Annotated in this window: 18 protein-coding genes; 9 read left to right on the top strand and 9 right to left on the bottom strand. The window is 71.5% G+C overall.

Going from position 1 to position 22,607, the window contains the following annotated elements; all coding sequences use genetic code 11:
* Positions 1–9: 9 nt before the first annotated feature.
* The 3 genes from glnA (FK529_RS10625) to FK529_RS10635 are packed head-to-tail and all read left to right on the top strand — an operon-like array spanning position 10 to position 5,356.
* Complete coding sequence (glnA, locus tag FK529_RS10625) at positions 10–1,350, top strand: type I glutamate--ammonia ligase (RefSeq protein WP_146560942.1); 1,341 nt, start codon at positions 10–12, stop codon at positions 1,348–1,350.
* Positions 1,351–1,363: 13 nt separating this feature from the next.
* Positions 1,364–4,393, top strand: a complete 3,030-nt coding sequence (locus FK529_RS10630; protein WP_146560943.1) for a bifunctional [glutamine synthetase] adenylyltransferase/[glutamine synthetase]-adenylyl-L-tyrosine phosphorylase — start codon at positions 1,364–1,366, stop codon at positions 4,391–4,393.
* Positions 4,394–4,417: 24 nt separating this feature from the next.
* On the top strand, positions 4,418–5,356 hold the full coding sequence (locus tag FK529_RS10635) for an endonuclease/exonuclease/phosphatase family protein (RefSeq protein ID WP_146560944.1): 939 nt from the start codon (positions 4,418–4,420) through the stop codon (positions 5,354–5,356).
* Between the two features lie 49 nt (positions 5,357–5,405).
* Here FK529_RS10635 and FK529_RS10640 read toward each other — a convergent pair whose 3' ends face one another.
* The 3 genes from FK529_RS10640 to glnA (FK529_RS10650) form a co-directional block, all read right to left on the bottom strand.
* Complete coding sequence (locus FK529_RS10640; RefSeq protein WP_193559685.1) at positions 5,406–5,954, bottom strand: FKBP-type peptidyl-prolyl cis-trans isomerase; 549 nt, start codon at positions 5,952–5,954, stop codon at positions 5,406–5,408.
* 91 nt (positions 5,955–6,045) lie between these two features.
* A complete protein-coding gene (locus FK529_RS10645; RefSeq protein WP_146560945.1) occupies positions 6,046–6,237 on the bottom strand; it encodes a hypothetical protein in 192 nt (63 codons plus the stop codon).
* Between the two features lie 112 nt (positions 6,238–6,349).
* Positions 6,350–7,783: a type I glutamate--ammonia ligase gene (gene glnA, locus FK529_RS10650; RefSeq protein WP_146560946.1), complete on the bottom strand. Its 1,434-nt coding sequence runs from the start codon at positions 7,781–7,783 to the stop codon at positions 6,350–6,352.
* A gap of 187 nt (positions 7,784–7,970) precedes the next feature.
* On the opposite strand from glnA (FK529_RS10650), the gene FK529_RS10655 reads away from it, so the two are divergent.
* Positions 7,971–8,453: an RDD family protein gene (locus tag FK529_RS10655; RefSeq protein ID WP_146560947.1), complete on the top strand. Its 483-nt coding sequence runs from the start codon at positions 7,971–7,973 to the stop codon at positions 8,451–8,453.
* Between the two features lie 59 nt (positions 8,454–8,512).
* On the opposite strand, the gene FK529_RS10660 is transcribed toward FK529_RS10655, so the two are convergent.
* Together FK529_RS10660 and lipA are read right to left on the bottom strand one after the other, a co-directional pair.
* A complete protein-coding gene (locus tag FK529_RS10660; protein ID WP_146560948.1) occupies positions 8,513–9,274 on the bottom strand; it encodes a DUF4191 domain-containing protein in 762 nt (253 codons plus the stop codon).
* A gap of 39 nt (positions 9,275–9,313) precedes the next feature.
* Positions 9,314–10,342: a lipoyl synthase gene (lipA, locus tag FK529_RS10665; protein ID WP_146561069.1), complete on the bottom strand. Its 1,029-nt coding sequence runs from the start codon at positions 10,340–10,342 to the stop codon at positions 9,314–9,316.
* Between the two features lie 98 nt (positions 10,343–10,440).
* Here lipA and FK529_RS10670 point away from each other — a divergent pair, with 98 nt between their 5' ends.
* Complete coding sequence (locus FK529_RS10670) at positions 10,441–12,255, top strand: HNH endonuclease signature motif containing protein (protein WP_158635097.1); 1,815 nt, start codon at positions 10,441–10,443, stop codon at positions 12,253–12,255.
* 6 nt (positions 12,256–12,261) lie between these two features.
* Here the strand turns inward: FK529_RS10670 and lipB are convergent, their stop codons facing one another.
* The 4 genes from lipB to FK529_RS10690 all read right to left on the bottom strand — a co-directional run bounded on the left by lipB (position 12,262) and on the right by FK529_RS10690 (position 17,352).
* Positions 12,262–12,972, bottom strand: a complete 711-nt coding sequence (lipB, locus tag FK529_RS10675) for a lipoyl(octanoyl) transferase LipB (protein ID WP_146560950.1) — start codon at positions 12,970–12,972, stop codon at positions 12,262–12,264.
* Positions 12,973–12,982: 10 nt separating this feature from the next.
* Positions 12,983–13,891, bottom strand: coding sequence for a TIGR01777 family oxidoreductase (locus tag FK529_RS10680; RefSeq protein WP_146560951.1), 909 nt, complete (start codon positions 13,889–13,891; stop codon positions 12,983–12,985).
* A 21-nt stretch (positions 13,892–13,912) separates the two neighbouring features.
* Complete coding sequence (sucB, locus tag FK529_RS10685; RefSeq protein WP_146560952.1) at positions 13,913–15,667, bottom strand: 2-oxoglutarate dehydrogenase, E2 component, dihydrolipoamide succinyltransferase; 1,755 nt, start codon at positions 15,665–15,667, stop codon at positions 13,913–13,915.
* A gap of 155 nt (positions 15,668–15,822) precedes the next feature.
* A complete protein-coding gene (locus FK529_RS10690) occupies positions 15,823–17,352 on the bottom strand; it encodes a leucyl aminopeptidase (protein WP_146560953.1) in 1,530 nt (509 codons plus the stop codon).
* Between the two features lie 145 nt (positions 17,353–17,497).
* Between FK529_RS10690 and FK529_RS10695 the strand changes: the two genes are divergently transcribed.
* Genes FK529_RS10695 through gcvT form a run of 4 tightly spaced genes read left to right on the top strand, consistent with a single transcriptional unit; the run spans position 17,498 to position 22,530 of the window.
* Positions 17,498–18,814, top strand: a complete 1,317-nt coding sequence (locus FK529_RS10695; RefSeq protein ID WP_146560954.1) for an alanine racemase — start codon at positions 17,498–17,500, stop codon at positions 18,812–18,814.
* A complete protein-coding gene (locus tag FK529_RS10700; RefSeq protein WP_146560955.1) occupies positions 18,811–20,148 on the top strand; it encodes a D-arabinono-1,4-lactone oxidase in 1,338 nt (445 codons plus the stop codon). The genes FK529_RS10695 and FK529_RS10700 overlap by 4 nt, the downstream gene beginning before the upstream one ends.
* Before the next feature lie 20 nt (positions 20,149–20,168).
* Positions 20,169–21,419 carry a uracil-xanthine permease family protein gene (locus tag FK529_RS10705; RefSeq protein WP_146560956.1) on the top strand — a complete coding sequence of 417 codons (1,251 nt, stop codon included), beginning with the start codon at positions 20,169–20,171 and terminating at the stop codon, positions 21,417–21,419.
* A gap of 10 nt (positions 21,420–21,429) precedes the next feature.
* A complete protein-coding gene (gcvT, locus tag FK529_RS10710; RefSeq protein WP_146560957.1) occupies positions 21,430–22,530 on the top strand; it encodes a glycine cleavage system aminomethyltransferase GcvT in 1,101 nt (366 codons plus the stop codon).
* Positions 22,531–22,607: the final 77 nt, after the last annotated feature.

The raw sequence follows: 22,607 nt of genomic DNA on the forward strand, positions 1-22,607 counted from the left end.
GTCGATCCCATGGACCGGCAGCAGGAGTTCGTGCTTCGCACCATCGAGGAACGGGACATCCGCTTCGTGCGGCTGTGGTTCACCGACGTCCTCGGTTTCCTCAAGTCCGTGGCGATCGCCCCCGCGGAGCTGGAGGGCGCGTTCACCGAGGGGATCGGTTTCGACGGCAGCTCGATCGAGGGCTTCTCCCGCGTGTCGGAGGCCGACACCGTCGCCAAGCCCGACCCGTCGACCTTCCAGGTGCTGCCCTGGACCAGCGGCGACGGGGAGATGCACTCCGTACGCATGTTCTGCGACATCGCGATGCCCGACGGGACGCCGTCCTGGGGCGACAGCCGGCACGTTCTGCGGCGCCAGCTCAACCGCGCCGCCGATCTCGGCTTCTCCTGCTACGTGCACCCGGAGATCGAGTTCTACCTCCTGAAGAGGGAGTCCGGGCCGCACGGCATGCCGATCCCCGCCGACACCGGCGGCTACTTCGACCAGGCCGTGCACGAGTCCGCGCCGAACTTCCGGCGCAAGGCGATCGAGGCCCTCGAGGCCATGGGAATCTCCGTCGAGTTCAGCCACCATGAGGCCGGCCCGGGCCAGCAAGAGATCGACCTACGGTACGCGGACGCGCTCTCCATGGCCGACAACGTGATGACCTTCCGCTACGTGGTCAAGGAAGTCGCGATGACCGAGGGCGTGAAGGCCTCCTTCATGCCGAAGCCCTTCACCGCCCACCCGGGCTCGGGCATGCACACCCACATGAGCCTGTTCGAGGGCGACTCCAACGCCTTCCACGACCCCGACGACGAGCTGCAGCTCTCCGCCACCGGCAAGGCCTTCATCGCGGGCATCCTGCACCACGCCCCCGAGATCTCCGCAGTCACCAACCAGTGGGTGAACTCCTACAAGCGCCTGGTGACCGGCGACGAGGCGCCCACTGCCGCGACGTGGGGCGCAGCGAACCGCTCCGCGATGGTCCGCGTGCCGCTGTACACGCCGAACAAGGCGAGCAGCCGCCGCATCGAAGTCCGCTCGCCCGATTCGGCGTGCAATCCGTACCTGGCCTTCGCGGTGCTCTGCGCCGCCGGGCTCGAGGGCATCAAGGGCGGCTACGAGCTGCCCGAGGCCGCCGAGGACGACGTGCGGCAGATGACCGCCCGTGAGCGCCGATCCATGGGCTTCAAGGACCTGCCCGCCAGCCTCGACGATGCGCTCGTGCGCATGGAGAAGAGCGAGCTGGTCGCGGAGACGCTGGGGGAGCACGTCTTCGAGTACTTCCTCCGCAACAAGTGGTCCGAGTGGAACGATTACCGTGCGGTGGTCACCCCGTTCGAGCTCGACCGTTTCCTCTCCCTGTAGAGCGGAGCCGACGGTGCCGCCCCCGAACCGCGAGGTCCGCAGCCCGAGCGCGGGCCGCTTGGGCCTGCTGGATGCCGATGCCGAGCCGAACCTCGAATCCCTGGGGTGGGCGAACGCCGAGAGCACCGACGTCCTGTGGGCGCTCTCCCGCGCCGCGGACCCCGACTGGACGCTGCGGGCCCTCGTGCGGCTGCGGGACGCCGCGGGGGACGACTGGGCCGAGATCGACGGCCTGATCCGCGGGGACACCAGGTTCCGCGGGCGGCTCTTCGGGCTGCTCGGCGCCTCCGACGCGCTGGGCGACCACCTCATCAGTCACCCGGCGTCGTGGCGGCTGCTGCGGGACACCGCGCCGCTGCGCTCGCGTGACGACCTGATCGTCGCGATGCTCGCCACCGTCGACGCCGTGAAGGTGCCGGGCCGCCGGGACGACGACCTGCTCTACCGCGCCGCGCTCACGGGCGCCGCCGCGATCGCCGCCCTCCGGGACGGCTACCGCGACCTGGTGATGGTGCTGGCCGCACGCGATCTCGCCGAACTGGTGGAGAACGAGCCCACGCTGCCCTTCTCCGTGGTGGGCGCGCACCTCGCGGACCTCGCCGACGCCGCGCTCACCGCGGCGCTGTCCGTCGCCGTCGCGACCGTGTACCCCGAGAGTGACCCGCAGGGCCGCCTCGCCGTGGTCGCGATGGGCAAGTGCGGTGCGCGCGAACTGAACTACGTCTCCGACGTGGACGTGATCTTCGTGGCCGAGCCCGCGGACGGGGCCTCCGCCCGGCTCGCCGGAGAGATGATGCGGATCGGCTCCGCCGCGTTCTTCGACGTGGACGCCGCGCTCCGCCCCGAGGGCAAGGCCGGCAGCCTCACGCGAACCCTGGAATCCCACGTGGCGTACTACAAGCGGTGGGCGAAGACCTGGGAGTTCCAGGCGCTGCTCAAGGCCCGGCCGCAGACCGGCGATCTGGCGCTGGGCCACGAGTACCTCGGCGCCCTGAGCCCCATGGTGTGGGAGGCCGCCGAGCGCGAGGACTTCGTACAGGACGTGCAGGAGATGCGCCGCCGCGTCGAGGAGAACATCGCGCCCGACCTCCGCGAGCGCGAGCTCAAGCTGGGCCGCGGCGGCCTGCGTGACGTCGAGTTCGCCGTCCAGCTCCTGCAACTGGTGCACGGCCGCACCGACGAGACCCTGCGCGAGCGGAGCACCGTCGATGCCCTCGAGGCACTCACCGTCGGCGGCTACGTCGGTCGCGACGACGGCGCGAACTTCACCGCCTCGTACGAGTTCCTGCGCACCCTGGAGCACCGCCTGCAGCTGCGGCGCATGGAGCGGACGCACCTGCTGCCGCCGTCCGACCACGAAGAGGCGTGGCGCTGGCTGGCCCGCGCCGCCCACATCCGCCCCGACGGGGACCGCGACGCCGCCGGCGTCCTGCGGGCGGAACTCAAGCGGCAGTCGGCGCGAGTGCGCAGGCTGCACACCAAGCTCTTCTACCGGCCGCTGCTGGACTCCATCGCGAACCTCGACGCGGACGCGGTGAGCCTGAGCGACGACGCGATCGTCGCACGATTGGCGGCCCTCGGCTTCCTCCAGCCGCAGCACGCCCTCGCGCACCTCAAGGCGATGGCCGACTCGTCGCGGCGCGGCCGGATCCAAACCATCCTGCTGCCCACGCTGCTCGAATGGCTCAGCGAGACCCCGAACCCCGACGCCGGACTGCTCAACTACCGCAAGCTCTCCGAGGAACTGCGGGACGTGGAGTGGTACCTGCGGGTGCTGCGCGACGAGTCCGTGGTCGCGCAGCGGCTGATGACGGTGCTCGGCTCGTCGACCTTCGTGGCGGAGCTGCTGGCCCGCTCGCCCGACGTGATCCGCCTGTACGCCGACGGCGCCACCGGCCCCAAGCTCACGGAGCCCTCGCCGCGCGAGGTGTACAACGGGATGCTCGCGGCGGTGAGCCGGGCACACCACCGGGACCGGGCGATCGCGGTGGCGCGAGCGATGCGGCGCAGCGAGATCGCGCGCGTCGCCTCCGCGGACATCCTCGGCATGATGACGGTGCCCGAGGTGTGCGCGGCGCTCTCCTCGGTCTGGGGCGCGGCCCTCGACGCCGCGCTGGTCTCGGAAGTGGCGACGTCCGTGGTCGAGCGCGAGTCCAGCCGCAGCGCCTACCCGCCCGGGGCCCCGGCGCGGATCGCGGTCATCGGCATGGGCCGGCTCGGCGGCCACGAGATCGGCTACGGCTCCGACGCCGACGTGCTGTTCGTTTGCGTACCCAACGAGGGCTATGAGGACTCCGACGCGGTGCGCTGGGCGAACCAGGTCGCCGATGCGGTGCGGACGCGGCTCGGCGCACCGTCGGTGGACCCGGGCCTGGAGGTCGACACGGGCCTGCGCCCCGAGGGACGCAACGGCCCCGTCGTGCGGACGCTGGCCGCCTACCGCGCGTACTACCAGCAGTGGGCGCAGCCCTGGGAGGTGCAGGCACTCCTGCGCGCCACCCACGTGGCCGGTGACGAGGCCCTCGCCCGCGAGTTCCTGCACATGGTGGACGAGACCCGCTACCCCGAGGGCGGGGTCTCGCCGGCGACGGTGAACGAGCTGCGGCGCATCAAGGCCCGCGTCGACTCCGAGCGGCTGCCCCGCGGCGCCGACCCCGCGACGCACACCAAGCTCGGTCGCGGCGGCCTCTCCGACGTGGAGTGGACGGTGCAGCTCGAGCAGTTGCGGCACGCCAGCGCCGTCCCGGCGCTGCGCAACACCTCCACGCTGGAATCGCTCGACGCCATCGAGGAGAACGATCTGCTCCCGGCGGCCGACGTCGAACTGTTGCGGGCGGCCTGGCTCACCGCCACCCGCGCCCGCAACGCCCTGTTCCTGGTGCGGGGCAAGCCCGTGGATCAGTTGCCCGGCCCCGGCGCGGTGCTCTCCAACGTGGCGTACGTGGCCGGCTGGCGCGGCAGCTCGCTGGACTACCTCGACGACTATCTGCGCACGACCCGCCGCGGGCGCGCCGTCGTCGACCGGGTCTTCTGGGGCGAATAGCGCCGCGGCGGGCAGGATGTGCGCATGAGGTTCTTCTTCCGGATGGCGGCGAGCATCGTCGGCACCGCGGCGCTCCTGGGCGCGATCCTGGCGCTCGTGCTGCATTTCTGGCCCGGTACCGACCGGATCACGGTGGCCGCCGCCGCGGTCTCCCCGGTCCTGTGGGCGGCCTGTGCCGCGATCGCGGTGGTGTGCCTGCTGTACGTGCGCGCGCTGCTACGCCTGTTCCTGGCCGTCGCGGTGGTCGCGGCGGGCATCTGGGTGCAGTCACCGCTGTGGCGCGGCGAACCGGCGCCCGCGGGCCCGGTGCTCACTGTCCTCAGCGCGAACATCCAGCTCGGGGCGGGCGATGCGGGCACTCTCGCGAAGCTGGTGCGCGACAACCGCGTGGACGTCCTCGCCGTCCTCGAGCTGACGGGCGAGGGGGCGCAGCGGATCGCCGCGTCGAGCATCGCCACCGACCTGCCGCACTCGCTGGTGCGGCCCGCGGCCGGCGCCGGCGGCACGGCCCTCTACAGCCGCTATCCGCTCGCGAGCACCGGCGTCGTCCCCGGCTTCGTTCTGAACGCGCTGACCGCCGTCGCCTCGGTCCCCGGCCGCGGCGACGTGCAGCTGTTCGCGCTGCACCCGGTGCCGCCCCTCGACACCGAAACCTGGGACTCGGAGCTGCGCCGGATCGGGACCCTGCTGCAGGGCGTGCCCGAGGGGCGCCCCGTCATCGCCCTGGGCGACTACAACGCCACCTACGACCACGTGCGCTTCCGGAGCCTGCTCACCGGCGGCTACCGCGACGCGGGGCAGCTCGCGGGCGCCGGCTGGCTGCCGACCTACCCGACGGACAAGACCTACCCGCCGGTGGTGGCGATCGACCGCGTCCTGCTGCGCGGGCTCGGCGCCGCCTCCGTCACCGGGCACGACGTCCCCGGCGCGGATCACCGCGCCGTGCTCGCCCGGGTCGGCTGAGCGAGAATCGGGCCGCGCGGTTCAGGGCGATCCCCGTCGGCGATGCGAGCTACGAGGCCGAGAGGATCTTGATCGCGAAGATCAGGGTGTCGCCGGCCTGGATCCCGGCCGAGGGCTGGCCCGAGGGGTAGCCGTCGGCGGGGGCGATCGCCACGCCGACGGACGTACCCACCTTCTGCCCGGCGATCGCCGTCTTGAAGCCCGGGATCACGCCGTCCAGGGAGAAGGATGCGGGTTTGCCGCGGTCGTAGGTGCTGTCGAAGCGTTCACCGGTGCGGCCGTTCACGCCGAGATAGCAGACCGAGACCGTCGCCGTCTCGCCGACCACGGCACCGTCGCCGGGCGGGTTGAAGGCCTGGACATGGGTCTGCGCCACCGAGAAGGGCTTCTCGACGGTGATCTGCGGGGACGCGGTGTCGGTGGGCCCGGTGACCACGATGGAGCCGCTCTGCCCCCGGTAGGTCCAATCGGGGGAGTTCGCCGTGCTCGGGCCACCCGTGGGGCAGGCTGCGGAGGCCTCCGGCGTGCTGCAGGCGGTGAGCGCCGACGCCACGAGGACGGCGGAGACGGCGACGACGGTCGGGCGGAAGGCACGCATGACAGAAAACCTACCGCCTCGCCCGAGACTCACGGCACAGCCCCACGCTCGGTGAAGCGGAAACGGAACGCGCGCCTGGGTGGCGCGAGTTCTACGACGGATCCGGGCGCGCGGAGCTGGGGCCGAGGTTCTTGGCGTCGTGCTGACGGCTCATGTCCGCGGTGGGGATGATGAGCACCTCACCGTCGGGGAGCGTCGTGCTCACCTGTGGGCGCGCCGGGCCGCCGGAACCCGCGCCGGACCGGTCCACCACGTCATTGCCCTTGAGCTTCGTTTCGAACATCGTCGCCTCCTTGTTCCTCACCGACGATACGCGCGGCGGGGCTCACCAGGAACGGGACCGGCCCCGCACCGTCGAACGACGGTGCGGGGCCGGGAGCCTGTGTTCCTACGACTCAGACGTCGTAGTAGAGCTCGAACTCGTAGGGGTGCGGGCGGAGGTTCACCGGGGCGATCTCGCGCTCGCGCTTGTAGGAGATCCACTCCTCGATGAGATCCTCGGTGAAGACGCCGCCGGCGGTGAGGTACTCGTGGTCCTCCTCGAGACGGTCGATGACGTCCGAGAGCTGCGTCGGGGCCTGCGGGATGCCCTTCGCCTCCTCGGGCGGCAGCTCGTAGAGGTCCTTGTCGACGGGGGCGTGCGGCTCGATCTTGTTCTTCACGCCGTCCAGGCCGGCCATCATCATGGCGGCGAAGGCCAGGTACGGGTTGCCCGAGGAGTCGGGGCAGCGGAACTCGATGCGCTTGGCCTTCGGGTTGTTGCCCGTGATCGGGATGCGCACGCACGCCGAGCGGTTGCGCTGGCTGTACACCAGGTTGATCGGAGCCTCGTAGCCCGGCACCAGGCGCTTGTACGAGTTGATCGTCGGGTTGGTGAAGGCGAGCAGCGACGGGGCGTGGTGCAGGATGCCGCCGATGTAGTAGCGCGCGATGTCCGACAGGCCGCCGTAGCCGGCCTCGTCGTAGAACAGCGGCTTGCCGTCCTTCCACAGCGACTGGTGGGCGTGCATGCCCGAGCCGTTGTCGCCGAACAGCGGCTTCGGCATGAACGTGACGGTCTTGCCCTCCTGCCACGCGGTGTTCTTGACGATGTACTTGAACAGCTGGACGTCGTCGGCCGCGTGGAGCAGCGTGTCGAACTTGTAGTTGATCTCGGCCTGGCCGCCGGTGCCGACCTCGTGGTGCCCGCGCTCGAGGGTGAAGCCGGCGTTCGTGAGGTTGGTGGAGATCTTGTCGCGCAGGTCCACGTAGTGGTCGTACGGCGCGACGGGGAAGTAGCCGCCCTTGTTGCGGACCTTGTACCCGCGGTTGGGGGTTCCGTCCTCCTCGATCGGGCGACCGGTGTTCCAGGAGCCCGAGATCGAGTCGACCTCGTAGAACGAACCGTTGATGCTCGAGTCGTAGGAGACCGAGTCGAAGATGTAGAACTCGGCCTCGGCGCCGAAGTAGCAGGTGTCGGCGATGCCGGTGCTGAGCAGGTACTCCTCGGCCTTGCGCGCGATGTTGCGCGGGTCGCGGGTGTACGCCTCACGGGTGAACGGGTCGTGGACGAAGAACGAGACGTTCACGGTCTTCGCGGCCCGGAAGGGGTCGACGCGCGCCGTGGTCACGTCCGGCAGCAGCATCATGTCGGACTCGTCGATCGACTGGAAGCCGCGGATCGACGAACCGTCGAACGCCAGGCCGTCCTCGAAGACGCTCTCGTCGAACGCCGCGGCGGGGATGCTGAAGTGCTGCATCGTGCCGGGCAGGTCGCAGAAGCGGATGTCGACGTACTCGACGTTCTCCTTCTTCAGGTAGTCGAGAAGTTCCTCTTTGGTAGTGAACACCTGTTACTGGCTCCTTCGTCGTCCGGCGGTGACGTTCACGGTCGTACCGTTTGCGCCACCACCGAGGTTACGAGAATGAACGCTATGGACGGGGTGTTGCCCGAGAACTAACGGAATGTTTCAACGGTGTTACACCTCCAGGGCCATCCGCGGGGTCGTCGAATCGGACCCCACGTACCCTGAGGGCATGCGTCGAGAAACGGGATCATGGCTGTCCGGTGCCTCCGCGGCACTGCCGGAGGGCGCCCACGGGGACTACCGCGGGCAGGCTCTGGGCCTACCGCGCGACGGTGTCGGGTCGGTCGCGGGGTCGGGCCGCCGCGTGCTGGGACTGTTCCTCGACTGGGTGCCGTCCGCGCTGATCGCGGTGGCGATCGCGGGTCCGAGCCGCGTCTTCGCGGGGGAGCCGACCTCCTTCGACACGCTCGCGCTGGGGATCTGGTTCGCCGTGGGCGTGCTGTCGGTGACCCTGTTCGGCTTCACGCCGGGGCAGTACTTCGCCGGTATCCGCGTCGCCCGGATCGAGAACCCGCAGATGCGCGTCGGCATCCTCCGCGCGCTCGCGCGCAACCTGCTCATCGTCTTCATCGTGCCGCCGCTCATCCAGGATGTGGACGGCCGCGGCATGCACGATCGCGCCACCGGAACGATCCTCGTCCGGTCGCGCTGAGCGTCGTCCCTGCGCCGGGACGACTCAGGGCCCGCCGTAGCGGGCCCCGAGTGTGCGGATCAGTTCGAACCGGTCTTGCGCCGGACGGTGCGCTGCACGCTGCGCATCTTCGCACCCTGCGGCAGCGGGCCGCGTGGCATCTGCGCGCCGCCGGCCCGGTTGGTCAGCGCGGCGAGCCGGCCCTCCAGCTCGTCGATCTTCTTGCCGTTGATGTTCGACGGGAGCTTGTTCAGGGAGCGCTGCAGCTTCCGCAGCGGGACCTGCCCCTCCTCGTTGCCCACCGTGAACTCGTAGATCGGGGTCTGGCCCACGATGCGCGCCGTCTTCTTCTTCTCCTGCGCGAGCAGGCCCTTGATCCGGCCCTCGTTGCCCTCGGCCACGAGGATCACGCCGGGCTTGCCGATCACGCGGTGCACCGCGTCGGCGTGGGTGGTGCGCGCGACGGCCTGCGTCACGCGCCACGAGCCGCGCATGTTGTCGAGCGCCCAGCCCGCAGCGCCGACCTGGCCCTCGTTCTTCGTGTACACGCTGCGCTCGAGGCGGCGGGTGAAGACGATGAACGCGCCCAGCGCGCCGAGCAGTACGCCGAGGATGAGGAACATCCACCACGTGCCGGCGAAGTACCCGATCACCAGCGAGAGCGCCACGGCGGCGACGAAGACGCCGACCATGATCGGTACCAGCGCCTTGTCTTCCTTGCGCTGCATCTGGAACGCCTGCCACATCTGCTTGCGGCGTTCCTTCGAAGCGGCCCGTCGTACCCGCTTCGCCTCGGCCTTCTGCGCCTTGAGCTTGTCGGCCGCTGCCTTGTCCTGTGCCATGTCTCCCAGCTTAATGTGCGACTACTTCGCGCCGAACCGCTACTTCGCGGCGGCGGCCATCCGGCTCAGCACCGACGTGGCCTCCTGTGCCGCGTCACCCTCGGCGGTGAGGTGCGCCATGTTCTCCGGGATCGGCCGGCCGTGGTGCGCCATCGCCTTCGCGTAGAGCTTGCCCGCACGGTAGGACGAGCGCACGAGCGGACCGGCCATGACGCCGGCGAAGCCCATCTCCTCCGCGGCCTGCGTGTGCTCGACGAACTCCTCGGGCTTGACCCATCGCTCCACGGGATGATGCCGCGGCGACGGGCGCAGGTACTGGGTGATCGTGATGATGTCGCAACCCGCGTCGTGCAGGTCGCGCATCGCCTCGGTGACCTCCTCGGGGGTCTCGCCCATGCCGAGAATGAGGTTCGACTTGGTGACCAGGCCGAAGTCGCGGGCCTGGCGGATCACGTCGAGCGAGCGGTCGTAGCGGAACGCGGGGCGGATGCGCTTGAAGATGCGCGGCACGGTCTCCAGGTTGTGGGCGAGCACCTCGGGGCGCGACTCGAAGACCTCGGCCAGCAGCTCCGGCTTCGCGTGGAAGTCGGGGATGAGGTTCTCGACGCCGGTATTGGGGTTGAGCTGGTGGATCTGGCGCACCGTCTCGGCGTACAGCCAGACGCCCTCGTCGGGCAGGTCATCGCGGGCCACACCGGTGATGGTGGAGTAGCGCAGGCCCATCGCCTGCACCGACTCGGCCACGCGCCGGGGCTCATCGCGATCCAGCTCCGCCGGCTTGCCCGTGTCGATCTGACAGAAGTCGCAGCGGCGGGTGCACTGCTCACCGCCGATGAGGAAGGTAGCCTCGCGGTCCTCCCAGCACTCGTAGATATTGGGGCAGCCCGCCTCCTCGCACACCGTGTGGAGGCCCTCACGCTTGACGAGGCCCTTGAGCTCGGTGAATTCAGGGCCCATCTTCGCGCGCGTGCGGATCCAGTTCGGCTTGCGCTCGATCGGGGTCTGTGCGTTACGGACCTCGAGGCGGAGTAGCTTGCGGGGGGTCTCCGGGGTACTCACCCCGTCCATGCTACGCCCGGTCACGCGGCCCGCCGGTGGCGCGGGTCGCGCCCGGACCGAGACGTTCGAGCTTGCCGAATTGATCGAACATAAGTATTATGAATGACATGGAGCTTCCGAGCATGATTCGCGATCTACCAGGGGAGATCATCCCCGAGGGGTTGGCGGGCGTGCACGGTTTCCGTGAGCAACTGTCGCGGTTGGTTTTCGAACAACGGCGCGCGGAGAACGCGGCCTACTGCCGTCGCATCGCGGCGTTGTACTGCCTGTACCGCACGATGTACGCCGACGCGGAGGCGGAGCTGCTCGGGTTGCCCGCGGACGCGGAGATCGCCGATCTACGGGCTCGCAAGCGGGATCTGCGATTGCGGGAAACGGCGCTGCAGGCGCAGGTGTCGGTGGTGCTGCGGGTCGGTTCCGCCGCCGCGGACCGCGCCGTGGAGGAGGCGGTGGGACTCGTCGAGCGCCTGCCGCGGGTCTTCGGGTTGATCGGCGCGGGCGTGATCTCCGTACAGGGCGGGCGCGAGGCGCTCGCACGGTCACGGGCGCTCGGCAGGGCTCAGGCCCGCGAGTTCGACGGCGCCCTCGCCGACCGGTTGGAGGCCGATGCGCGGGAGCTGCTGGCGATCCCGGCGTTGCGGGAGTTCGCGGACCGGCTGGTGCAGCGGATCGATCCGGAGGCCGCGGCCAGGCGGCGGGAACGATCCCGCGACGACCGCACCGTGACGTTCCGCCCGGAAGAGGACGGAATGGCCTCGGCGTTCGCGCTGCTTCCCGCGGAGGACGAGGTGGAGTTCGCGCAGCGCCTCGACGACATCGTCGCGACGGTGTGCGACAACGATGGGCGGACCGTGCCGCAGCGCCGTGCCGACGGGCTCATGATGCTTCTGCGCGGGTACGTGACGCTGGGGTGCGACTGCGGCGTGTGCGACAAGGCCGAGGCGCGGGCCGCGGAGGAGGGCGACGAGGACGGAGTGATCGTCCGGTACCGCGCTCTGGTGCACGTGGTGGTCAACGAACGCACGCTCGCCGATCCCGAGAACGACGAGTCGGGGTACCTCAGCGGGTACGGGCCGGTCACCGCCGCGCACGCCCGCGATCTCGCTCGCCGGGAGGACGCGGTGGTCCGCGAGTTCGGCGAGCGGATCGACGCCCCCGGCACCAGTGCGCCCGAACCGGACGTCACGGACGCCCCGGAGAAGACAGATGCTGACGCCGCCGCCGGCACCGCGCTCGTGCGGGCTCGCGGGAGCGGTACGTACCGGTTGACGGCGGACCTCGCCCGCTACCTCACGCTCCTGTACCCGCGGTGCGTGTTCCCGCTGTGCACCCGGCCCGCTCGACGGTGTCAGATCGATCATTCGCGCGAGTTCGATCACACCGATCCGCGCCGCGGCGGCCGGACCGCGGCGGACAACCTGCAGCCGCTGTGCACGAAGCACCATCAGCTCAAGACCGCCGGTGGATGGATCGACGCGCGACTCACGGACGGCCGGATCCTGTGGATCGCCCCGGACGGCGAGCGCATCATCGTCGATCCGGCCGGCGTCGTCCTCGCGCTGTTCCCCGACCTCAAGCGGGTGCTGTGGACCGCGCCGGACGTGCCCGGCCCGCGATACCGGGCCAGGAACGGGCCCACCAAGCTGCAGCGGGAACACCGGCGCCGCGAGGAGATCCGCGAGCGCAACCGCGAGGCGGCAGAACGGCTGCGCGAGCCGCGGCCGCCGGAGGAATCACGCCTGGCGCACGCGCGCACCAGCATCAGCATCGTGGAGGAGCGACTGCGATGTGTACTGCGCACCCACAACCGACGGGTCCGGGTCGAGATCCGCGCGCAGCGCGCTGCGATGCTCCCCGGGTGGCAGGCGCATCGTCGGGAACCCGAGCCGACACACCCCGACGACGAGCCGCCCCCGTACTGAGGCGGCCTAGTGCGACGTCGGCACCGAGGCCACGTGCAGCGACTGATCCGTGACGGGGAGGTCGCCGTCGAGCGCGCGCTGCACCGCGTCGACGACCGCGTCGCGCACCGCACCGACGGTCACGTCGCGGCCCAGCTCGGCGCTCAGCGTCGTGACGCCCGCGTCGGGGATGCCGCAGGGGATGATCGCGTCGAAGCCGCCGAGCGTGTTGTCGCAGTTGAGCGCGAAGCCGTGCAGCGTGACGCCCCGGGCCACCCGGATGCCGATCGCGGCCACCTTGCGCTCGGGGCGCGCATCGTCGGCGGGGAACCACACGCCCGAGCGGCCCTCGACGCGGCCGACGGAGAGCCCGAGGCCCTGGCAGACCTCGATGAGCGCCTGCTCGATGCGCCGCACGTAATCGACGACGTCCATCGCCGAACCGAGCTTGATGATCGGATAGCCGACGAGCTGCCCCGGACCGTGCCAGGTGATCTTGCCGCCGCGGTCCACCTCGATGACGGTGCTGCCGTCCGACGGCAGGTCCTGCGGCTCGGTGCGCTTGCCCGCGGTGAACGTGGGCGGGTGCTCGAGGAGGAGCAGGCGGTCGCCGATGGCGCCGTCGGCGCGCTGGTTCGCAAGATCGTGCTGGAGGTCGAAAGCCTCCTGGTAACCGATGGTGCCGAGGTCCTCCACCACGATCGGGGCGGAGTCGGCGCGGGCGGAACGTGCGGGCATGCCGTCGACGCTACGCCTCGTCGTTCATGGCTGCGGCGAGTGCCGCGGGAAGGGTGGTGTGCGCGAACCGGAATCCGCTGTCGTGCAGCACGCGGGGTACGGCGCGCTGGGACGTGAGCAGGCCTTCGTCGGCGATCTCGCCGACCGCGGCGCGCAGTGCGAACCGCGGTACCACCCAGCGGGCCGGGCGGTGCACCGCGCGGCCGAGGGCCTCGCTGAAGGCCTGCTGCCGGACGGGCGTCGGCGCGACCACGTTGACCGGTCCGGAGATCGTGCCGCCGAGGGCGCCGTCGAGCACGTGCAGGACGGCGCGGGCCGCGTCGTCGCGCGAGACCCACGACAGCCACTGGTGTCCGCTGCCCAGCCGACCGCCCAATCCGAGGCGGTAGACCGGGCGCAGCGCCGGGAGCAGGCCCCCCGCCGCAGAAAGGACGTGGCCGAAGCGCAGGTGGGCCACCGTGACCCCGGCGGCGCGAGCGGGTCCGGCGGCCGCCTCCCACTCGACGCAGAGGCTCGCGAGGAAGCCGGACCCCGGGGGCGTGCCGGCCGGACCGTCGAGGCACTCGGTCTCACCCGCGTCGCCGTAGACGCCGATCGCGCTCGCGCCGAGGAACACCGGCACGCCGTCGCGCGCAGCGGCCTCGGCGAGCGCGGCGGCGGACTCGATGCGGGAGTCGCGCAGGTCCTGCTTGACCGCACCCGTCCAGCGGCGGCCGGCGATGGGGGAACCGCCCAGCCCGATCACCGCGTCGAAACCGGCCAGGTCGGGGACGTCGCCGCGCGCAGGATCCCAGGGGAGTCCGCGCGCGGTATCGCCTCGAACGAGCGGAACGACGGTGTCACCCCGCCGCGTCAGCGCTCGTGACACCGCAGTGCCGATGAGCCCCGACGATCCGGCGAGGGCGACCCGTCGTTCCATGAGATCGGGTGGTTTCCGGGGCTACAGGCCCAGGTCCGCCTCGAACGCGCCCTCCTCGAGACGGTGCTTGACCGTCGTGAGGAAGCGGCCCGCGTCGGCACCGTCGATGAGGCGGTGGTCGTAGGTCAGCGGGAGGAAGGCCATCGGGTGGATGCCGATGGACTCGGTACCCGCGGCGTCCGTGACCACGACCGGGCGCTTGACGATCGCGCCGGTGCCCAGCATCGCCGCCTGCGGCGGGACCAGGATCGGGGTGTCGAAGAGCGCGCCCTCGCTACCGATGTTGGTGATGGTGAAGGTGCCACCGGACAGCTCGTCGGGCTTGAGACCGCTGTTGCGGGTGCGCTCGGCGAGGTCCACGATCGCGCGGGCCAGACCGGCCAGCGAGAGGTCGTCGGCGTTCTTGATCACCGGCGAGAGCAGGCCCTGCGGGGTGTCGACGGCGATGCCGAGGTTCACCGCACCGTGGTAAGTGATCTCCTTGAAATCGTCGCTGATCGACGCGTTGACGTTCGGGTGCACCTTGAGCGCCTCGATGACCGCCTTCGCGATGAAGGGCAGGTAGGTGAGGTTCACGCCCTCGTTCGCCTTGAACGCCGCCTTCGCCTGCGCGCGCAGCGCCACGATCTTGCTGAAATCGACCTCGAAGACCTGGGTGAGCTGCGCGGAACCCTGCAGCGACTCCCGGGTCACCTTCGCGGTGATCTGACGGATGCGGTTGGTCTTCTGCGAGGTGCCACGGAGCGCCGCCAGCTCGGGGCGGGCGCTCTTCGGGGCCGACGGTGCCGGAGCCGCGGGGGTCGCGGGCGTGGCGGCAGCGGCCGGAGCGGCGGGGGCCTTGGCGGCCTCGGCTGCGGAGAGCACGTCCTGCTTGCGGATGCGGCCACCGACGCCGGTGCCCTTGACCGCGTTCAGGTCCACGTTGTTCTCGGCGGCCAGCTTGCGCACGAGCGGGGTCACGTACGGCGTCGATTCCGACGTCGACGCGGCAGGGCTCGCGGGCTCGGCCGGGGCGGCGGGCTCGGCCGGTGCAGGCTCGGGGGCCGGGGCAGGCTCGGGCTCCGGTGCGGGCTCAGGCTCGGGGGCCGGTGCGGACTCGGGCTCCGGTGCGGGCTCGGCCGCAGCCGCGGGAGCGCCGGTGCCGACGACCGCGAGCACGCCGCCGACGGCGACGACGTCGTCCTCGTTCGCCCTGATCTCCAGCAGCGTGCCGGCGACGGGCGACGGGATCTCCGTGTCGACCTTGTCGGTGGAGACCTCGAGCAGCGGCTCGTCGACGGCGATCTCGTCGCCGACGCCCTTGAGCCAGCGGGTGACGGTGCCCTCGGTGACCGACTCGCCCAGTTCGGGCATCGTCACCTCGGTGCCCGACGCCGCCTCAGCCGGAGCGGCGGGCGCGGCCGGAGCGGCCTGAGCGGCGGGAGCGGCGGGCTCGGCGGGAGCGGCCGGCTCGGCGGGAGCGGCCGGCTCGGCCGGGGCGGGCTCGGACTCGGACTCAGCGGCGGGAGCGGGGGCGGACTCGGCGGGGGCGGACTCGCCCTCCTCGCCGATGGTGGCGAGGTCGCCACCGACCTCCACGACGTCGTCCTCCTGCGCCAGGATCTTCAGCAGCACACCCGAAGCCGGGGCCGGGATCTCGGTGTCGACCTTGTCGGTCGAGACCTCGAGCAGGGGCTCGTCGACGGTGACCGTGTCGCCCTCCTGCTTGAGCCACCGGGTGACGGTGCCTTCGGTGACGCTCTCGCCGAGTGCCGGCATCTGGACGGAGAAGGCCATTTCCTCTGACTCCTCAGGTTCGGTTATCTGCTGTGATACGAGCTGAACGCGGGTTTCGGCTGGTGGCCTCCACCACCACCTGACCCTACCCGCAGAGGTACGGTCTGCGCGGCGCTTGGGGGCTTACTCGCCGGTAACTCCCACCGTGCGGGACCTCAGCCGCGCTGCGCGATGTCGCGGAGCACGGCGAGCATGGTTCGAACCGGGACGCCCGTGCCACCCTTGGTGATGTAACCGAAGGGGCCGCCGGCGTTGAACGCCGGGCCCGCGACGTCGATGTGCGCCCACTGCACGCCGTCGGCGACGAACTCCTTGAGGTACACGCCTGCGGTGAGCATGCCGCCCCACCGGTGCGGGCTCACGTTCGCCAGATCCGCGACGCGCGAGTTCAAGTCGGCGCGCAGCTCCTCCGGGAAGGGCATCGCCCAGCCGTTCTCGCCGACCGACCGCGAGAGCTCCGCGACGCGGTCCCGGAAGTCGTCGGTGCCCATCACGCCGGGGGTGCGGGTGCCCAGCGCGACCATCTGCGCGCCCGTCAGGGTCGCGGTGTCGATGAGGTAGTCGGGGCCGTCCTCGCAGGCGCGCACGATCGCGTCGGCGAGGATGAGGCGGCCCTCGGCGTCGGTATTGATGACCTCGACGGTGATGCCGCCCTTGTCGGCACCGGGGTATTGGGTGAGGACGTCGCCGGGGCGCTGCGCGGTGTGGGACGGCATGTTCTCCGCCATCGGCACCGTGGCCGTCACGTCGACCGGCAGGCCCAGCTGCGCCGCCAGGATCACCGTCGCGATGACCGCCGCCGCGCCGCCCATGTCCGAGGTCATCTGCTCCATCCCCGCGGCCGGCTTGATGGAGATGCCGCCGGTGTCGAACGTGATGCCCTTGCCGACGAGCGCGACGTGCTTGGCACCGTCGGCCCCCGAGACGTGGCGCAGGCGCACGAGGCGCGGGGGACGCGAGCTGCCCTTGCCCACGCCGACGATGCCGCCGTAGCCGTTCGCCTCGAGGTAGGCCTCGTCGAAGACCTCGACCTCGAGGCCGGCCTCGGTGCCCAGGCGCCGCGCGCGGTCGGCGAACTCGCCGGGGGAGAGGACGTTCGGCGGGGTGTTGACGAAGTCGCGGGCCAGCGCCACCGCGGCGGCCGTCAGGCGGGCCTGCTCGACGGTGCCGCGCACCTCGTCGGCGAGGGCCTCCGACGCGGGCGCCGACAGCAGCGCGAGCGAACCGAGCACCGTCTTCTTCGGCGCCGACGTGGTGCGGAACTCGGCGAACCGGTAGGCGCCGAGGACGGCGCCCTCGACGGTGGCCGGAAGGTCGACCGCCGACAGGGTGGTGGCCGCCGTGGCGACGCCCTCGAGCGCGCGGGCCGCGACTCCGGCGGCGCGGCGCACCACCTCCGCGGTGACCTCCGCCTCGTCTCCGAGGCCGACGCCCAGCACCGTCGCCGCGCCCAGGCCGGAATCCGCCGGAGTCGCCACACGGACGGCCTCGCCCGTCTTACCCTCGGCGCCGAGCAGCGCGAGAGCCGCCGCGACCGGGCCGCGTGCAGCCTCCGGAACGCCGCCGTCGAGCGTGATCTCCGACCCGTCGCCCGCCGCGGAGTACACGCCCACGACGAGTACGTCGGTGGTCGCCGACAGGTCGTCGGTCAGCGTGATGGCGGGTCCGGTGAACGGCGTGCTCAAGGGGATTCCTCTCGTCGGGGCGGCGGCTGTGCTTGCCCGTACGGATGGTACGCCCGCGACTTCCGCCGCGCCCTGCGCGCAGTGGACCGGGGATCTGCGGTCACATCGAACTGAGGTGCTCGCTGCGCACGTACCATCAGTGCTCATGACGGGGAACGGAACGGGTGAGCCGACGGCCCGCACGGGCGCACTGGACCTGGCGGCGGCGCCGTCGCCCCTCGGCCGGGAATGGGAGATCGACCCCTCCGCCTACTGGGCGACGATCGATGCCGCGACCCAGGCGCTCGACGCCCCGATCCTCGCCGCCGACCTCGACGCTCTGCACTACAACGTCGCCGACATGCTGCGCCGCGCGGCCGGCAAGCCGATCCGGGTGGCCTCCAAGTCGATCCGGTCGCGGCCCGTTCTGGACGCACTGCTCCGGGTGCCGGGATACGCGGGCGTGCTGGCCTACGACGTCGCGGAGGCGCACTGGCTCGCGGCCGACGGTGTCGACCACGAGGGCGCGGCCCGACCCGGGTGCACCGACGTCGTGGTGGCCTACCCCAGCGCCGACCTCGCGGCGATCGCCGCGCTGGCCGCGGACCCGGTGGCCGCGCTGCGGGTGACGCTGATGATCGACGACGCCGAGCAGCTCGACCTCATCGACGCCGCCGTGCCGCCGAGCCGCCGCCCCGAACTGCGGGTGTGCATCGACATCGACGCCTCGTACCATGCGCCCGCGCTGGGTGCGATCGGCGCGCGCCGATCGCCGGTCCGCACGCGGGCCGAGGCCTCGGCCCTCGCGGCGACGGTGGCGGGGCGCAGGGGCTTCCGGCTCGTCGGCGTGCTGACTTACGACGCGCAGATCGCCGGCGTCGGCGACCTCAGCATCCGCCGTCCCGGCGCCGGCACGCTGCTGCGCGCGATGCAGCGCGCCTCCTGGGACGAGCTGGTCACGCGGCGCCGCGAGATCCTCACGGACCTGCGCCGCATCGCCGACCTCGAGTTCGTCAACGGCGGCGGAACCGGCTCCCTGGAGCGGAACGCGGAAGATCCGAACATCACCGACATCGCGGCCGGTAGCGGCCTGTTCGGCCCGCACCTCTTCGACGGCTACTCGCACTTCCGCCCGGCGCCCGCGATGGGCTTCGGCCTCGCCGTGGTGCGCCGCCCCGCACCGGACACCGTCACCTGCCACGGCGGCGGGTGGATCGCCTCCGGCGCCGCGGGCGCCGACCGCCTGCCGCGGCCCGTATGGCCCGAGGGCCTGAAACTGACGGGCCGCGAGGGGGCAGGTGAGGTGCAGACGCCCCTGACCGGCGAGCGGGCCGAACGCATCTCGCTCGGCGACCGGATCTGGTTCCGGCACACCAAGGCCGGTGAGCCGGCCGAGCACTCCGACCACCTGGTGGTCGTATCCGACGGTGCCGTGCACGCCACGGTCCCGACCTATCGCGGCGAAGGGAAGTGTTTCCTGTGAACCAGTGGATTCCGGGCCTGGACCAGCTGACCGGCACGGTGGGCGAGTGGCGCAACTGGGGCCGCACCGCCTCGGCGTTCCCGTCCTACATCTCGCGTCCCGCGAAGCTCGAGGACGTGGTGCGCACCGTCGAGCGGGCGCGCGAGCGCGGTGGCACGGTCAAGGCGCTCGGCGCCGGGCACTCCTTCACCCCGATCGCCGCCCCGCGGGACGTGGCGCTCGCGCCCGACCACCAGGGCGGCCTCGTCACCGTCGACGTCGATGCCAAGCGGGTGACGCTGCGCGCCGGCACGCGACTGGCCGACGTGCCCGCGCTGCTCGAGCCCTACGGGCTGGCCATGGTCAATCTCGGCGACATCGACCGGCAGACCGTCGCCGGTGCGATCTCGACCGGCACGCACGGCACCGGCCTGGGCTTCGGCGGCATCGCCACCCAGGTGGTCGGGGCGACGCTGGTCTCCGGGACGGGGGAGGTGGTCACCGTCGGCGAGGACGACCCGCGGCTGAAGGCCGTGGCCCTCGGGCTCGGCGCGCTGGGGATCCTCGTCGAGGTCACGCTGCAGTGCGTGGACCGGTTCGTGCTCGAGGCCACCGAGGCGCCGGTGCCGCTGGCGGAGGCGGTGGACGGCTTCGTCGAGCGCGCGCGCGGCGTCGACCACTTCGAGTTCTTCTGGTTCCCCGGGACCGACGGCGCGCTGACCAAGTCGCAGATCCGCCGTCCGGGCGACCACAAGCGCACGCCGATCGGCGCGGTGCGGCGGTTCGTGGACGACAAGGTCGTGGGCACGGGTGCGCTGCTCGCGGTCTGTGAGGTGGGGCGCGCGTTCCCGTCGCTGACGCCCCGGCTGGTCTCGCTCGCCACGTCGATGCTCTCCGGGCACACCGAGACCGACTACTCGGCCAACGTGCTCACGACGGAGCGCTCCGTGCGCTTCCGGGAGACGGAATGGGCGGTGCCCCTGGAGAACACGATGCCCGCGTTCGCCGCAATCAAGGCCGCGACCGAGAAGCACGACTGGAACCTCACCTTCCCGATCGAGGTGCGCGTCGCGGCTGCCGACGACCTCATGCTCTCGACGGCGACGGGCCGGCAGTCCGGGTACATCGCCGCGCACCGCTACGTCCGCGACAAGCCCAGCGACTACTTCGCCGAGGTCGAGCGGATCATGATCGAGCACGGCGGCCGCCCGCACTGGGGCAAGATGCACACCCGCACCGCCGAGTTCTTCCGCGGCGCCTACCCCCGGTTCGACGACTTCCTCGCCGTGCGCGACGAGCTCGACCCGGACCGCGTCTTCGCCAACGACCACCTGGACGCGGTGCTCGGCCGCTGACTGGTGCATGATGTGCCGCCATGAGGACATTCGGCTGGACGCCGACCACTGACGGTGCGGGCGTCGTGGGGCCCGGTGAGCGGCTGAGTTGGCCCAAGACCTTCGGCATCGGCGTGCAGCACGTGGTCGCGATGTTCGGCTCCACGTTCCTGGTGCCGGTGCTCACCGGCTTCCCGCCGGCGACGACCCTGCTCTTCTCCGGCGTGGGCACGCTGCTGTTCCTGCTGCTCACCGGCAACCGGCTGCCCAGCTACCTGGGGTCGAGCTTCGCGGTGATCGCGCCGATCACCGCGGCGACGGCGTCGCAGGGGATGGGGAGCGCGCTGGGCGGCATCGTCGCCGTGGGCGCGCTCCTGATCCTGGTGGGCGGCGTGGTGCAGCTGGTGGGCACCGCATGGATCGAGAGGCTGATGCCGCCCGTCGTGACGGGTGCGATCGTCGCGCTGATCGGCCTCAATCTCGCGCCCGCGGCGAAGGCGAACTACGAGCAGGCCGCCGTCACGGCCACCATCACCCTGGTGTGCCTCATCGCCTCCCTCGCCCTGTTCACGGGCATGCTCGGGCGGCTCGCGATCTTCACCTCGGTGGTGATCGGATACGTGGTCGCGTGGACCCGCGGCGAGGTCGACCTCTCGAGGGTCTCCGCGGCGTCGTGGGTCGGCTTCCCGGAGTTCCACGCACCGTCGTTCTCCTGGGTCGTGCTGCCCATGTTCCTGCCCGTGGTGCTCGTGCTCGTGGCCGAGAACGTGGGGCACGTGCGGTCCGTCGCGCAGATGACGGGGGTGGACTACGACCCGGTGATGGGGCGCGCGCTGGCCGCCGACGGCCTCGCGACCGTGCTCGCCGGCGCCGGCGGCGGCTCCGCCACCACGACCTACGCGGAGAACATCGGCGTCATGGCGGCCACCCGCGTGTACTCGACGGCCGCGTACTGGGTGGCCGGCATCGCGGCCATCCTGCTCGGCCTGTCGCCGAAGGTGGGAGCCGTGATCGCGTCGATCCCGCCCGGCGTGCTCGGCGGCATCACGACGGCGCTGTACGGCCTCGTCGGCATCCTCGGCGTGCGGATCTGGGTGCAGGCGCGCGTCGACTTCAGCAAGCCCGTCAACCAGCTCACCGCCGCGGTGCCGCTCATCATCGGCATCGCCGACTTCACCTGGTCCGCCGGCGATGTGACCTTCACCGGCATCGCGCTCGGTTCCGTCGCCGCGATCGTGATCTATCAGGGGATGCGGCTGTTGGGCCGATCCGGGAGTGCGGCCCTGGACTAGAGTGCCGGGCATGAGTGAGACGCTGATCGAGGGACCCCTGAACGCCGTGCACACCGAGCTGGGGGCGGCGTTCGCGCCCTTCGGGGGCTGGTCGATGCCCGTCAAGTACGCGGGCACCGTGGGTGAGCACACCGCCGTCCGCGAGGCCGTGGGGATCTTCGACGTCAGCCACCTCGGCAAGGCCACCGTCGCCGGGCCGGGCGCCAGGGATTTCGTCAACCGCGTGCTCACCGCCGACCTCGACAAGATCCGGCCCGGCAAGGCGCAGTACACCCTGTGCACCAACGAATCCGGCGGAGTGATCGACGACCTCATCGTCTACTACGTCGCCGACGACGAGCTCTTCCTCGTCCCGAACGCCGCGAACACCGCCGCGGTCGTGGCACACCTGCGCGAGCGCGCACCGGAGGGGATCACCATCACCGATCAGCACCGCGACTACGCCGTGCTCGCCGTGCAGGGGCCGAAGTCGGCCGAGGTGCTGGCGGCCGTCGGGCTGCCCACCGACATGGAGTACATGGCGTACGAGGACGCCTCCCTCGACGGCACCCCGGTGCGCGTGTGCCGCACCGGCTACACGGGCGAGCACGGCTACGAGCTGATCCCCGCGTGGGGCGACGCCGAGACCGTCTTCCGCGCCCTGCTGCCCGAGATCACCGCCCGCGGCGGCCAGCCCGCCGGCCTCGGTGCCCGCGACACCCTGCGCACCGAGATGGGCTACCCCCTGCACGGGCACGAGCTCACCGTCGACATCACGCCGGTCCAGGCCCGCGCGGGCTGGGCCGTGGGCTGGCGCAAGCCCGAGTTCGTGGGCCGTGAGGCGCTGCTGGCGGAGAAGGAGGCCGGTCCCGCCCGGCGGCTCTGGGGCCTCCGCGCGACCGGCAAGGGCGTGCTGCGGGCCGACCTCACGGTGCTCTCCGCCGACGGTGCGCCGATCGGCACCACCACGTCGGGCACCTTCAGTCCCACCTTGAAGACCGGAATCGCCCTGGCGCTCATCGATTCCGGGGCGGGCGTGGAGAAGGGTGCCGTCGTGAGCGTGGACGTGCGCGGGCGCGGGATCGAGTGCGAGGTGACGCTTCCGCCGTTCGTCGAGGCCAACACCAAGTAGCCCCGGGGAGGCCCCGGAAAAAACTCGGAGTTCCTACTGATTGGTACGGCCCGCGCGCGCGAGCGCGGGTCGTAGAA

Origin of the sequence: Tsukamurella asaccharolytica (genome assembly GCF_007858435.1) — a bacterium.
Taxonomy (GTDB): domain Bacteria; phylum Actinomycetota; class Actinomycetes; order Mycobacteriales; family Mycobacteriaceae; genus Tsukamurella; species Tsukamurella asaccharolytica.